The 13,260-nt window shown below is 53.9% G+C and carries 11 protein-coding genes; 8 read left to right on the top strand and 3 right to left on the bottom strand.

Annotated features, from left to right (window positions below; translation table 11 throughout):
* Positions 1-90: 90 nt before the first annotated feature.
* The 6 genes from hpnD (at position 91) to NB647_RS06650 (ending at position 6,520) form a co-directional block, all read left to right on the top strand.
* Positions 91-927: a presqualene diphosphate synthase HpnD gene (gene hpnD, locus NB647_RS06675; protein ID WP_269282537.1), complete on the top strand. Its 837-nt coding sequence runs from the start codon at positions 91-93 to the stop codon at positions 925-927.
* Positions 920-2,233, top strand: coding sequence for a hydroxysqualene dehydroxylase HpnE (gene hpnE / locus NB647_RS06670; protein WP_269282536.1), 1,314 nt, complete (start codon positions 920-922; stop codon positions 2,231-2,233). Before hpnD ends, hpnE begins: the two co-directional genes overlap by 8 nt.
* An 85-nt stretch (positions 2,234-2,318) precedes the next feature.
* Positions 2,319-2,507, top strand: a complete 189-nt coding sequence (locus NB647_RS06665; protein WP_269282534.1) for a hypothetical protein — start codon at positions 2,319-2,321, stop codon at positions 2,505-2,507.
* Positions 2,508-2,520: 13 nt separating this feature from the next.
* Positions 2,521-2,778 (top strand): rhodanese-like domain-containing protein, encoded by a 258-nt coding sequence (locus NB647_RS06660; RefSeq protein ID WP_269282532.1) that lies wholly within the window; start codon positions 2,521-2,523, stop codon positions 2,776-2,778.
* Between the two features lie 224 nt (positions 2,779-3,002).
* On the top strand, positions 3,003-3,527 hold the full coding sequence (locus tag NB647_RS06655; protein WP_269263828.1) for a cyclophilin-like fold protein: 525 nt from the start codon (positions 3,003-3,005) through the stop codon (positions 3,525-3,527).
* Between the two features lie 1,613 nt (positions 3,528-5,140).
* Positions 5,141-6,520, top strand: coding sequence for an MATE family efflux transporter (locus tag NB647_RS06650; protein WP_269282530.1), 1,380 nt, complete (start codon positions 5,141-5,143; stop codon positions 6,518-6,520).
* Positions 6,521-6,751: 231 nt separating this feature from the next.
* On the opposite strand, the gene radA is transcribed toward NB647_RS06650, so the two are convergent.
* Together radA and alr are read right to left on the bottom strand one after the other, a co-directional pair.
* Positions 6,752-8,122, bottom strand: a complete 1,371-nt coding sequence (radA, locus tag NB647_RS06645) for a DNA repair protein RadA (protein ID WP_269263826.1) — start codon at positions 8,120-8,122, stop codon at positions 6,752-6,754.
* Positions 8,123-8,145: 23 nt separating this feature from the next.
* Positions 8,146-9,225: an alanine racemase gene (gene alr, locus NB647_RS06640; RefSeq protein WP_269284751.1), complete on the bottom strand. Its 1,080-nt coding sequence runs from the start codon at positions 9,223-9,225 to the stop codon at positions 8,146-8,148.
* A gap of 254 nt (positions 9,226-9,479) precedes the next feature.
* On the opposite strand from alr, the gene lplT reads away from it, so the two are divergent.
* Positions 9,480-10,730 (top strand): lysophospholipid transporter LplT, encoded by a 1,251-nt coding sequence (gene lplT, locus NB647_RS06635; protein ID WP_269263825.1) that lies wholly within the window; start codon positions 9,480-9,482, stop codon positions 10,728-10,730.
* Positions 10,731-10,923: 193 nt separating this feature from the next.
* Here lplT and NB647_RS06630 read toward each other — a convergent pair whose 3' ends face one another.
* The gene (locus NB647_RS06630) at positions 10,924-12,123 is read right to left on the bottom strand and encodes a multidrug effflux MFS transporter (protein WP_269263824.1); all 1,200 of its coding nucleotides are present in this window, start codon (positions 12,121-12,123) and stop codon (positions 10,924-10,926) included.
* Between the two features lie 236 nt (positions 12,124-12,359).
* Here NB647_RS06630 and NB647_RS06625 point away from each other — a divergent pair, with 236 nt between their 5' ends.
* On the top strand, positions 12,360-13,250 hold the full coding sequence (locus NB647_RS06625; RefSeq protein ID WP_269282528.1) for an energy transducer TonB: 891 nt from the start codon (positions 12,360-12,362) through the stop codon (positions 13,248-13,250).
* Positions 13,251-13,260: the final 10 nt, after the last annotated feature.

The following is a 13,260-nucleotide window of genomic DNA, read 5'->3' as shown; positions in this document are numbered from 1 at the left end:
TTGCCTGCATGCGGGTGGTGCGTCGTGCCTGTTTTGACGGTACGCCATTTTGCGGGATAATGAAGGTTCTGTTTTTTTCGTTCAGCACTCATGTTGCCAGACCAGTATTGCCAGCACAAGGCGGCAAAAAGCGGTTCCAGTTTTTATGTCAGTTTCCGCTTTCTTCCGTCCGAACGCCGAAGGGCCATCACGGCACTTTATGCTTTTTGCCGTGAAGTGGACGATATCGTTGACGATTTCCCGTCCGATCCCGGGGGTGCCCGCAGAAAACTGGACGGCTGGCGGCGGGAAATCGCCGATATGTATGCCGGTCGTCCCGATCATCCGATCATGCAGGCATTGATGCCTCACCTTGAAGTTTATTCGCTCGAGAAAAAGTATCTTGACGCGATTGTCGACGGTATGGAAATGGATCTGGAAAAGAAACGTTACGGCGATTTTTCGGAGCTGGAAAGGTATTGCTGGCATGTCGCCGGTACCGTCGGGATTCTGGCTGCCCGGATTTTCGGGGCGACAAGACGAAAAACGCAGGAATATGCCGAAAAACTCGGGCTGGCTTTCCAGTTGACGAATATCATCCGCGATGTCGGTGAGGATGCCGCAAGAGGTCGTGTCTATTTGCCTGCCGATGAAATGAATGTTTTCGGCGTGTCGGTGAACGACCTGCGAAACCGGCGCCAGACTTCCGCTTTCAGGGAACTTATGCAATTCCAGGCAAAGCGGGCGCTTGGCTTTTACGACGAGGCGTTTGCCCTGTTGCCGGATCAGGACAGACTGTCCCAGAAACCCGGCATCATGATGGCGTCGATTTATCGTGAACTGCTTCTGGAAATCGGACGTTGCGGTTTTCCTGTCCTGATAAAACGGGTTTCCCTGACGAAAGTCCGGAAATTCTGGCTGGCATGGAAAGCATGGGTAAATGGATAAGCGCATCGCTATTGTCGGCGCCGGCTGGGCCGGTTGCGCCGCTGCTGTGGAAGGTGTATCGGCTGGCTGTCACGTCACGCTGTTCGAGGCGTCGCACATCTCCGGTGGCCGTGCCCGGAAAACGTTTGTAGAAGGCATGGCAGTCGATAACGGCCAGCATATTCTGCTCGGTGCGTACCGGCAAACCTTGAGGCTGATGCGTCAGGTGGGAATCGATACACGGCAGGCATTTCTGAATCTTCCGTTGCAAATGCGTTATCCGCCTTTTCCGGCCGTCATGGATTTTGTCACACCGCGCTGGCCGGCTCCTTTCCATCTTGTCGCCGGTCTTCTGAAAGCGAAAGGACTCAACCGGGAAGACAGGCTGGCGCTGGCCCGTTTTTTCGCGTGTTGTCGGGCGATACGCTGGGATATCGGGGAAGACCGGCCGGTTATCCGTTTGCTGGAACAGTTCCGGCAAACGCCCAAACTGTATGCCCTACTCTGGCGTCCGCTCTGTCTGGCTGCATTAAATACGTCTCCGGAACAGGCGTCTGCCAGCGTGTTTCTGGCCGTTTTGCGCGACAGTCTCGGCAGGAAACGGACCGATTCCGACATGCTGATTCCGGTAACCGATCTTTCGGCCCTTTTTCCGGAGAAGGCGCTGGCCTATTGCATCGCACGCAAGGGAGTCGTCCGTCTGGGTGAGACGGTACGTCACATCGCGTTTGACGGAAAAGGCTGGGTTATCGACCGTGCAGAGGGAACCCGCTTCGATGCGGTTATTCTGGCGACGTCTGCCGCCGTTGCACGCTCGCTGATATCGGATATCGGGGATGCTTCGCCGCTTGCGGCGCTTGAATTCGAACCGATCACGACGTGTTATCTGAAATATCCTTCTTCTGTCCGGCTGGAAAGGCCGTTTTACGCCTTGCTGGACTATCCGGAGAAAAAACAGTGGGGGCAGTTCGTGTTCGATCGGGGCCATTTCATCAGAAATCAGGAAGGTCTTCTGGCGGTCATCATCAGTGTTTCATCGGTAGTGGACAGTGGTGACAAAACCGGTCTGGCTGCCGGTCTTGCCCGTCAGCTGGCGGAAAGTTTCGGGAACCCGGAACTGGAAAAACCGCTGTGGAGCCGTGTCATGACGGAAAAACGGGCCACGTTCAGATGTACTCCCGGCCTTGTCAGGCCGGGTTGTCTGTTCGATAAGCGAGGTCTTTTGCTTGCGGGCGACTATGTCGCGGGAGAATATCCGGCAACGCTGGAATCGGCGGTATCAAGCGGTGTTTCGGCCATAAAAGTGTTGTCGGAACTGCAACGCTGATCCGGATTGATATAATGTTCTTTGGGACAGGCTTTTTTCTGTTATCGCCATCACCGATCCGTTTATCCCGAACCCGGGTGTTGTTATGACTGGTATATCCCGTATTCTGACGGAACCGGCCAGTTTCGTCGTGGAAGATATGATGCCGGAAGCCATACTGAAATGTGCGGGCACGGGAGTCGTGTTTGGTGTGTGCCGGTGCCGTTACACCACAAGCGGCATGGAAACGGTTTCAGGACAAGGCGGCTGTTCTGGGGGATGTGAGAATGCCTGAGGAATAACGGTTCATGGGACGCATGCCCGGTGTTCTCCTGATTCACTGGATGTACGGTACCGCCATGGGCCGGAATACGGCGTTCTTTTCCGAAGTGGAAAAACAGCTGGACAGAAAATCCGTCATTCTGCCGTTGGGCCGGAGCGGGAAACGTTCGGCTGGCGCGGCGGAAATCCTGACGGTTGCCGGGTTTGAAAATGTTTTCAATGTTCTGGACGGATTCGAAGGCGATCTGGATGGCAACAAGGAGAGAAATCACGTCAGTGCGTGACGTTACCGGAATCTTCCCGGATTTCTGGACGGAATGTCTGTATAGTCACCGGTTTACGGTTTGTTTCCTGTCGTTTGTTCTTCTTTTTTCCAGCCTGCATGAATGATTCCTGAAAATGAAAGGATCAGGCAATTATTGTGCAGGATCGGATATGGCTGGAAGCGACATGTCGCGGTAAATTGGCGGCAGCGATTCCGTGTCTCAATGGAAAAAGGAAGATGTTCATGAAAAAACGGATTTGTTTTCAGGTGGTTGCCGCGCTGGTGTTCAGTCTGAATGTCTGTGCCGCCGATACCGGCAATATGTTTTCTTCTCCTGTGGCACCTGTCGGACCGGCAAAAACGGCCGGTCCGACGATATCGCAAAAAACGGCGACATTACCGGGAGAAAATACGATGAAACTGATAATCGGAACAGGAAACGACAGACTGACGGCCACACTTTCCGACAATGCTGCAACCCGGGATTTCATTTCCCTGTTGCCTGTGACGGTGACTCTGGAAGACTTCAACAAAACCGAAAAAATCGCCATGTTGCCTGAAAAACTGTCCACTGCAGGCCTGCCGTCCGGTTATACCCCTTCCGAAGGAGACATAGCCTATTATGTGCCCTGGGGAAACATGTGTGTTTTTTACCGGGATTTCCGCTATTCGGACGGTCTCGTCCATCTTGGCAAAATAGAAGGAAACGGTATCGGACATTTCAGGGGAGACGGTCCGGTAACCGTAACGATCAGTCTTCAGGAATAAATGTCCTTGCCGACCGGTTTTTTTAGTGAAAAAGGATTCAACGGTTATTCCGGATCGGTTCGTCCGGTCCGTTTTTTGCTGACGGTTTTTGTTCAGGCAAAATATACCGGCCCGTCATTTTCCGGAATCGGGTTTTATCTGCCGGAAAAAATTATTGAAAGCGGCATGTAAAAAGGTCGGCAGAAAAATCCGGAAGGCGCGACGAATATCCTTTTTTCAAAATAGTATTGAATCCTTTCAAAGGATTCCAAAGAACGGTTTCCATCAAGCAGGAAAGTTTTTCGCCTGTTTTCGTCAAAGGTACAGTTGTTGTGTTTGTTTTGCAAATATCAACCGATTGAACCGGTTACAGGAAAATGACAAAAATCCGAACATGAATATCCGGTTCCGATTGTCCTGAATAACGGCAGTGCAAATGAAAGACAGCGAAGAACGGATGATTGCAAAGAACCGGAAATATCGTTGCGGTCAACCGGGACAAGAAGCTGATATCCCTGTTCCGACAGATATTCCGGTTTAGCGGACTCAGCAGGAAAGAATGCGCTTGAAAATTCATCTGCTTCATCATCAGTTATCGATATCCTGATGATTTGAATGAATTATCAGGCAATGTTAAACCTGTTTGTCAGGTCGTCATCTTTCTGGTCAGTTCGCTCTGAAGTACAGGTGTTTTTTATGGTCGTCCGTTTTCATGAGATCGGTCCCATCAGGAAATGTTCTTTATATTTACGGTATTGGAAAGCAAAACCAATTTTGTGAAAACCGCATTTTCACAGAGTTTCAAATAGATTTCTGAATATATCGTGGATAACGTGATCGATTTCCTGTCATATGGTTTTCAGTGGCGGGCAAGCGGATTTTGTCGATATACGGCTGCCATATCCTTTTTCCAGAATCATGAAAAATGGCGAATGGTGTTATGTCAATGAGATTTACCGGATTCGGGTCGGTATTGAATCCGGTGAACCGGTTGTTTTCTGTTTTTTCATCAAAAATGATGATCTTTTTCGGTAAAAGCATTTTTCCACTTTTTTCCGTTTTTTGTTCATAAATGTGAAAAAAGAATGGATACGGTCTGATGAAATACGCATAAAGCAGATAATCCGGATCGTTTGTTTTCGTTTTTATCCGCTTTTACGTGGACAAGTGAATCGGGAGTCAATCGTTTTTGAATGGCGGGCCAATCCGGTGACAACGAAAATGCTGTTTTCTGTCTTTTGCAGAAAGTGAAACGGATGCACGACAGCACAGGGAAATCGTTTCCGTTTCGCTCCGGCGATGGACGATCTTCGCAGAGCGATTCAGGGCATGTATTCCGGAGCCTGCACCATGAAAAATAATGGTCTGGCGGGATTTTCTTGTCCACCCTGCTTCGCTTGCCGGATGAATCGATCGGTGGCCTGTCCGGTTTCGCAGAAGTTGCCGGTTTCGCCATGCCCACTAGGACAGTCGTGAAGCGGCGAATGGATGAGTGGCGGCATGACTGGCCGATTCGATGTGTACGGGCACCGTTATGCGGGAAAAATGGAAATGGCATCAACAGGATGTTACTATTTCCGGATAGACAATACATGAGGAATCAATGGGCGCATGCGTGCCAGGTTATACCATTCATGACAGAAACAACGGAACCGGTCGCCAGACCTGCCAGACACAGAAAACATCTTAATCCGCTTGAAGGAAGTCTGCTGGACAAGATACTGCTTTTTGCCCTGCCGCTGGCATTGAGCAGTCTTCTTCAACAATTGTGCAATTCCATCGATGTTGCGGTTATTGGCAAATTTTCCAGCAGTGAAGCGCTGGCGGCTGTGGGAACCAATGGACCGGTCATCGGGCTGATGGTCAATCTTTTCATCGGGATTTCCGTTGGCGCCAATGTGGTCATCGCCAATTATATCGGCCAGAAAAACGTGCAGGGTATTCGCAATACCATCAGTACCGTCGGCGTGCTTTCCCTTATTTTCGGTGGAGTGCTAATGGTGGCAGGCATGATTATTGCGCGTCCCGTTCTGGTTTGGCTCGATACACCGGAAAACATTCTCGATATGGCGGTGCTGTATCTGCGCATATTTTTTCTGGGTATGCCCTTCATGATTTTCTACAATTTCGGCTCGGCCATTTTGCGCAGTATCGGCGATACCCGGCGTCCCCTGTATTGTTTGATCGTGTCCAGTATTGTCCACACGGTTATGAATCTGGTTCTGGTCATCTGTTTCGATATGAGTGTCGCCGGAGTGGCCATCGCTGCCGCGATTTCTTTTATGACCAGTGCGGCTATGGTACTCTTCATTCTCATGCGTGAAGCCGATCCGTACCGCATGCACCTGATGCATTCACGCATTCACTGGCCGGAGCTTTCCCGCATTCTGCGTATCGGTGTCCCGGCCGGTGTGCAGGGAGTGGTCTTTTCCGTGGCGAACCTGTTCATTCAGGCGGCCATCAACCGGTTCGGTTCCTATGCCATTGCCGGATCGGCCACGGCACTCAATTTCGAAATCTACAGCTATTTTGTCGTACTGGCGTTCGGCAATGCCGCCGTCACGTTTATCGGGCAGAATTACGGGGCACGCCAGATGGACCGGTGCCGGCGTATTTTCTGGCTTGCACTTGGCCTGTCGGCTTCGGCGCTGGGGATCATGGGATGTCTCTTCGTCTGGCAGAAAGCGTTTTTCATCTCGTTTTTCACATCGGATCCGGCTGTGGCGGCATTTGCCGGGGAGCGGATGGAACTTTTGCTGATGCTCCAGTTCATCACTGCCGCTATCGAGATTCCGGGGGCTGCCTTGCGGGGACTCGGCCGTTCGGTATTGCCGACGGTACTGACGGTGTTCGGTACCTGTCTGCTGCGTCTTTTGTGGATTTATCTGGTTTGTCCGCTCTATCCTTCTTTCGGTGCGCTGCTGATCGTCTATCCTGTTTCATGGATCGTGACCGGCGTGCTGGTATGGGGCGCCTATCTTCTGGTCAGCCGCCAGCTGTATGCCGAAGCCTGACGGAAATCGGGACGGCCCTGTTCGAAAGGTTCCCTGCCCTGTCGGGGGCGGTGGGCAGAAATCCCTGATGCATCGGACAAACCGTTCTGATATGTCCGGCGATGTCATGCCGAAACCGTCAACGGATTCATGACGGGTTTCCGGCACGGGGACGGAACTGTATTCCCGGCCGTTTTCATCTGCTGGAACAGGCATCCGGCTAGGGGAAAAAACGGCAGACAGACCGGATTTCTACAATTCCCTGATTCTGTCGAACGCTTCGTCGATCCGTTCCACACCGATGACGGTCAGCCCCTCAAGAGGTTGTTTGGGAGCATTGGATTTCGGAATCAGGGCAATCGAAAAGCCCAGTTTGACGGCTTCCCGCAAACGGTCCTGTCCTCTGGGTGCCGGGCGGATTTCTCCGGCCAGTCCGATTTCACCGAATACGACCAGTCCACGCGGGAGTGGTTTGTTGCGAAGCGATGAATGGATTGCCATGAGAACGGCCAGATCGGCTGCCGGTTCGCTGATCCGGACACCTCCGACCGCATTGATGAAAACGTCCTGATCGTAGGCGGCGATATTGGCATGCCGGTGCATGACGGCCAGCAGCATGGCCAGCCGGTTCTGTTCCAGACCGACAGAAAGACGGCGTGCATTGGGCGTCGGCGAGGTATCGACCAGCGCCTGGATTTCGACCAGCAACGGTCGCATGCCTTCCAGGGTCGCCATGACACACGAGCCGGCGATCTGCCTTTCGTGCTGCGAGAGAAACAGGGCGGATGGATTGGATACGCCTTTCAATCCCTTTTCCGTCATGGCGAAAACGCCCAGTTCGTTGACGGCACCGAAACGGTTTTTGAAAGCGCGGATCAGGCGGAAACTGGAATGCGTGTCGCCTTCGAAATACAGGACGGTATCGACGATATGTTCCAGTACGCGCGGGCCTGCCAGTGCGCCTTCCTTGGTGACATGCCCTACCATGATGACGGTGGTGCCTGACTGTTTGGCAAAGCGGGTCAGCTGGGCGGCACATTCCCTGACCTGTGCGACCGATCCCGGTGCGGAAGTCAGGGCATCGGAATACAGGGTCTGGATGGAGTCGATAACGGCGACTTCAGGCTTGATCTCCAGAAGCGTTCCCAGAATTTTTTCGAGCTGGATTTCCGCCTGCAGTTGCAGATTCGGTGCCAGCAGGCCGAGCCGTTTTGCCCGAAGGGCCACCTGCGAACCGGATTCCTCTCCGCTGACATACAGGACGTTTCTGGAATGGGCCAGATTGACAAGTGTCTGCAGCAGGAGTGTCGATTTTCCGATTCCCGGATCACCGCCGATCAGTACGACGCCTCCCGGTACCAGTCCGCCCCCCAGCACACGGTCGAATTCGCCGATGCCCGAATTGAAACGCGGAACATCGATCGCATCGATATCCGACAGTGACAGCACGGGCGCCGTCTGGGCGATGCCCTGCCGGTTGGTGGAAAAGCGGTTTGACGAGGCCGGTTCGACGACCGTTTCGACCAGCGTGTTCCACTGGCCGCAAGCCGGGCATTTCCCGGCCCATTTGCTGCTGACGCCACCGCATTCGGTACAGGTATACTGGATTTTCGCTTTCGCCATGTCTCGTGCCGTTCAGAATGGAGTCACCAGCATTCCACGATCCTCGGTCGCAGAGACAGGGCGCACATGAGTTCATAACCGACCGTCCCGGCCGCTTCGGCCACTTCGTCGATGGGTAGCCCGTTACCCCAGAGGGTGACTTCGCTGCCGACATGTGCATCGGGTACCGGCGTCAGATCGACGGTAATCATGTCCATCGATACGCGACCGACGAGGCGGGTCTTGATACCGTTGACGATGACCGGTGTGCCTTCCGGTGCCATGCGGGGGTATCCGTCGGCGTAGCCGCAGGCGACGACGCCAATGGTCATCGGATTTTTCGCCGTGAAAATGCTGCCGTATCCGATCGCCTCCCCTTCTCCGATATGCTGGGTCTGGATGATTTCGCTTTTCAGGGTCATGGCGGGTTTCAGTCCGTATTGTTCAGCCGTTTTGCCACCCGGCGTCCCGCCATATAGCATGATGCCGGGACGCACCCAGTCGGTACGGATACCGGGATGAAGCAGGATGGCGCCGGAATTGGACAGGTTGCGGTCGCCTTTGAGTCCCTGTGTGGCCGAATCGAATCGTCTGAGCTGTTCAGCCACAGACAGGGCCGGATGGTCTTCCGCTTCCGAATTCGCGAAATGGGTCATATAGGAAATGTCGCGGACGTACGGGATTTTTTTCAGTCTTTCCAGCGCCTTGCCGTATTCGGACGGCAGAAAGCCGAGCCGGTTCATGCCGGTGTTCATCTTCAAATGCACATCGACAGGCATCTCCAGACGCGCTTTTTCCAGCATGTCGATCTGTTCGTCGCAATGGACGGCAAAAGCGATGCTGTAACGAGCCAGAATCGGCAGTTCATGCGGATAGAAGAACCCTTCCAGAAGCAGGATCGGCTTTTTCCATCCGATTTCGCGCAGATGGATGGCCGATTCGATTTCGATCAAGGCGAATCCGTCCGCATCCGTAAAGGCCCGTACCGACCGTTCAAGCCCGTGTCCGTAGGCGTTGGCCTTGACGACGGCCCAGATTTTCGCCCGGGGGACGGTGGAACGGACGACGGAAAGATTGTGCTGCATGGCAGCGATATCGATACTGGCAACAAGTGGTCTGGTCATGAGATAAAGTGAAAACTGGAAATCCGCCATGTCGCGGGAACATTTTCGCGTTTCACACCATGTGAAACGCATATGAACGCACATCTTACCCCCCTTGCCTGTCACGAGGCAAACACGGAGGATGAATCCGTTCGTCAACGGACATGATGACCTGAAAAGTTCGAAAAAATTTTATGAAAAGACAAAATAAAACTGACGAATGGCATCCTATGGGTTAAACTTTTTTCTTTCGACGTTTCTGACAGGACACGAAAATGAACAAGGGCTTTTATTCCGTCATGGCCGCGGAATTCTTTTCTTCACTGGCCGACAATGCACTTCTGATCGTTGCCATTGCTCTGCTGGCGCAAATGAATGCCGCACCGTGGATGACGCCGCTGTTGAGGCTTTTTTTCGTGATGTCCTACGTCGGGCTTGCCGCTTTTGTCGGCGCTTTTGCCGATGCACTGCCCAAAGGCAAGGTCATGTTCATCACCAACACGGTCAAATTCTGCGGTTGCAGCCTGATTTTCGCCGGTGTCCATCCCCTCCTGGCCTATGCTATCGTCGGGCTGGGTGCTGCCGCGTATTCTCCGGCCAAGTACGGTATTCTGACCGAGCTGCTGCCGGCCGAAAAACTGGTGATCGCCAATGGCTGGATCGAGGGGTTGACTGTTACTTCGATTGTTATGGGGACTGTTCTGGGGGGGGCGTTGATCAACAAGCATGTCTCCGCTTTCCTTCTCGATCACATGACGTTTGCCGGTTCGCCGGCTGCCGCCGCGCTGGTCGTGATCATGGGTGTCTATGTTTTGGCTGCCCTGTTCAATCTGAGGATTCCCGACACCGGTGCGCGTTACGCCAAACAGCCGATCAATCCGGTACTGCTCGTCAGGAATTTCTATCACAGCTTTTCGACACTCTGGCATGACAAGCTTGGACAAATTTCCCTTGCCGTGACGACCCTTTTCTGGGGAGCGGGCGCGACTCTCCAGTTTATCGTGCTGAAATGGGCACAGCATTCACTGGGACTGACGCTGGACAAGGCCGCTTTCCTTCAGGGAATCGTGGCGGTCGGCATTGCGGCCGGCGCCGTTTCCGCCGCCAAATTCATCAAGCTCAGACAGTCGCTCAAGGTCATGCCTTTGGGGGTGGCAATGGGTATCGTCGTCATGGTCATGACACTGGTGCATACCGTTTATCTGGCCTATCCGCTTCTGGTGCTCGTCGGAGCGCTGGCAGGTTTTTTCGTCGTTCCGATGAACGCGCTTCTGCAACATCGCGGGCATGTACTGCTGTCTGCGGGCCATTCGATCGCTGTCCAGAATTTCAATGAAAACCTGTCGATTCTGACCATGCTGGGTGTCTATTCCCTGCTGGTTTCCCTGGATCTGTCCGTCAATGCCGTGATTATCATATTCGGGAGTTTCGTCTCCGCCATGATGCTGCTGGTCATGTACTGGCATGCCCATAACCAGAAAATCCAGGATTCCCTGCATCTGATCGGAGAAGAAAAGCGCCACTGACGACAGGCGGATGATGTCACAAGAAAACGGGACCGGGGGTCCCGTTTTTTTTCGGTTGCAGGCGGCAGGCGGTTCGGGTCTGCCGGCCGTTTGCCGTTTCGGGCCGATTGCAAACAGGTACAGGATGTGCACTTCTTTGCTGTACGGCAGAACCGAAAGGTGCGGAGGATATCTTCTGCCGGCGGGAAAGCGGTCAGGCGGACTGGCCGGAACGTTTTTTCGCGATGAAAAGAAACAGCAGTGCCAGCAGACAGCACAACAGGGTCATGACGCTGATGGATGTGATCATGGGGCCGAATCCTGTCATGGGCGAGACGATGGCGCCGAACAGGAACATGCAGAAACCGATGACGGCGGAAGCGCCACCGGCATTGTCCCGTTCGAGCGTCAAGGCCAGTGACGTCGAGGTCGGCAGGATCATGCCGAGAAAATTCATCATGACGAACAACAGCGTTTCCATCAGATAAAACGATCCGTCGAAAAGCAGTACGGCCACAAAGGCGAGACAGGAAAGACACAGTCCGTAGACGCCGGATTTCAGGGCGGAAAACACACTGGAAAACCGTGGCGTGATCCGGCTGCCGACGATCATGCCGGAAGCGTTGACGGCGAAACAGATGCTGTAGGCAAAAGCGTCGAGCCGGAAATGTTCCTGGATCAGGAAAGGCGATGACGCGATATAGGTGAAAAAGACGCCCATGGAAAACATCTGTATCCAGACATAGTTCATGAAACCGCCGTTTTGGACGATCGGAACGAATTTCCCGAAGGAATTGAATACGCTGCCCGGTATCCGCCGTTCTTTCGGCAGGGATTCCCTGAAATGCATGCTGACGCCGAACAGGACGATGCCGATTGCCAGCAGGATGATGAAGATGCCTTCCCAGTCGGTATATCTCATGACGAATCCGCCGATGACCGGCGCGACGATCGGTGCCAGTCCGTTGATCACCATGAGCAGGGAAAAAAAGTCGTTCAGTTCACGTCCCTGATAGAGGTCGGCGGCGACGGATTTGGAAATGACGACACCTCCGGCTCCTGCGATGCCCTGGAATACCCTGAAGAAGACGAAGGACTCGATGTTCCAGGCGAGCAGACAGGCGGCGGTCGAAACGATGAACAGGATCATCGACAGAACCAGCGGCCCTCTTCGCCCGTATTTGTCGCTTGCCGGACCGATCAGCAGTTGGCCCGAAGCCAGTCCCACCATGCTTGATGTCAGGCTCAGCTGTACCCATGATGTGGTCGTGCCGAAATAGGTGGCCAGCGCCGGAAGACCGGGCAGATAAAGATCCGTGACGAAAGGTCCGAAAGCGGACATCATGCCCATCGCGATCAGCAGAAACAGGCGGGAATTCGTTTTTTCTGAAGTCGTATTCCGTTCAGCGGCCATCGGTCTTATCGAAAATCGGAAAAAAGTGTCTTTATACTCCGCCGTGCCGTGTGATGGCAAGTGCCTTGCCCTTCCCTTTTCATGCGCAGTCGCATGTATTCTGTGCGGTATTTTCCTGCTTGTTTACGGTGTTTTATCCGTGTCTGTCGCAAACGGGTAGGATTCGCCGTCTTTCACGGCTAAAATAGCCGCTGTGAAAACCCTCATCACCCCTATCCGGCAGGATGCCCGTTTTTATGGAAAAAGCCGACAATCCGTTTCGGAAACCGCGTCAGATACGGTTCATGTCCCGTGAGGGCTGGATCAGCCTCGCTGCCGTACTGTCGGTTCACCTGTTTCTGGCGGGATGGATCGGATGGGGAAATGACGGCGGTGTTCCGGAAATGGCCGCACCCATGACAGGCATGCTGCTTGCCGGAGACGGTGGCGGCGGGAACGGGGGCGGTTCCGGTGGGCAGGCCGGGAAAAAGGCGGGAACGGGCAAGATGTTGCCGAAGGAAGTGACGGACGTATCCGGAAAGACGGCAACCGGACTGTCCGGTCAGACCGGAAAGAAAAAGGCGACCGGGAGTCACGGCGGGGATATGGATCGCATGCCGGCGTCAAAGCCGGCGATGCCTGACAGGAAAACGTCATCTGTCGTGTCGCCGGAAAAGACGGATGACGCAGCGGGTTCCACCGGTGTTTCCGGGGGGAAATCGGGTGAGGATGGTGGAGGAAATCCGTTTGGCGGTGTATCCGCTTACGGAGATGGGCATGGGAATGGCGGTGACGGCAACGGCAGCGGGTACGGATATGGCGGAACCGGCAGAGGAAACGGATCAGGGAACGGTTCGGGTGATTTTTCCGGGCCGTATGGCGGGGCCGGTTCTTCGGGGAATCCCAAACCGCCCTACCCGGCTGTTTCCCGCCGGATGGGAGAAGAAGGCGTGGTGGTTTTGTCGGTCATGATCGAGGCGGATGGAACCGTCAGTGACGTGAAGCTGAAACACTCGAGCGGTTTTCCGCGACTGGATGCGTCGGCGCTGAAAACGGTTCGGCACTGGCGGTATGTTCCCGCAAGAAAAAATGGCAGGCCGGTGGCTTTCCGTTATGTGCAGCCGATCCGGTTTTCCCTGGACGATTGAAAAAAACGAG

The sequence above is a fragment of the Oxalobacter aliiformigenes genome, from assembly GCF_027116575.1.
GTDB lineage: Bacteria > Pseudomonadota > Gammaproteobacteria > Burkholderiales > Burkholderiaceae_D > Oxalobacter > Oxalobacter aliiformigenes.
Note: the sequence above shows the minus strand (reverse complement) of the source record. Positions and strands in the feature narration are given on the sequence as shown.

Bases quoted from the DNA above. Each gene is read 5' to 3' on its own strand.
- hpnD (WP_269282537.1), top strand. From the start codon at position 91: ATGTTGCCAGACCAGTATTGCCAGCACAAGGCGGCAAAAAGCGGTTCC.
- hpnE (WP_269282536.1), top strand. From the start codon at position 920: ATGGATAAGCGCATCGCTATTGTCGGCGCCGGCTGGGCCGGTTGCGCC.
- NB647_RS06665 (WP_269282534.1), top strand. From the start codon at position 2,319: ATGACTGGTATATCCCGTATTCTGACGGAACCGGCCAGTTTCGTCGTG.
- NB647_RS06660 (WP_269282532.1), top strand. From the start codon at position 2,521: ATGGGACGCATGCCCGGTGTTCTCCTGATTCACTGGATGTACGGTACC.
- NB647_RS06655 (WP_269263828.1), top strand. From the start codon at position 3,003: ATGAAAAAACGGATTTGTTTTCAGGTGGTTGCCGCGCTGGTGTTCAGT.
- NB647_RS06650 (WP_269282530.1), top strand. From the start codon at position 5,141: ATGACAGAAACAACGGAACCGGTCGCCAGACCTGCCAGACACAGAAAA.
- radA (WP_269263826.1), bottom strand. From the start codon at position 8,122: ATGGCGAAAGCGAAAATCCAGTATACCTGTACCGAATGCGGTGGCGTC.
- alr (WP_269284751.1), bottom strand. From the start codon at position 9,225: ATGACCAGACCACTTGTTGCCAGTATCGATATCGCTGCCATGCAGCAC.
- lplT (WP_269263825.1), top strand. From the start codon at position 9,480: ATGAACAAGGGCTTTTATTCCGTCATGGCCGCGGAATTCTTTTCTTCA.
- NB647_RS06630 (WP_269263824.1), bottom strand. From the start codon at position 12,123: ATGGCCGCTGAACGGAATACGACTTCAGAAAAAACGAATTCCCGCCTG.
- NB647_RS06625 (WP_269282528.1), top strand. From the start codon at position 12,360: ATGGAAAAAGCCGACAATCCGTTTCGGAAACCGCGTCAGATACGGTTC.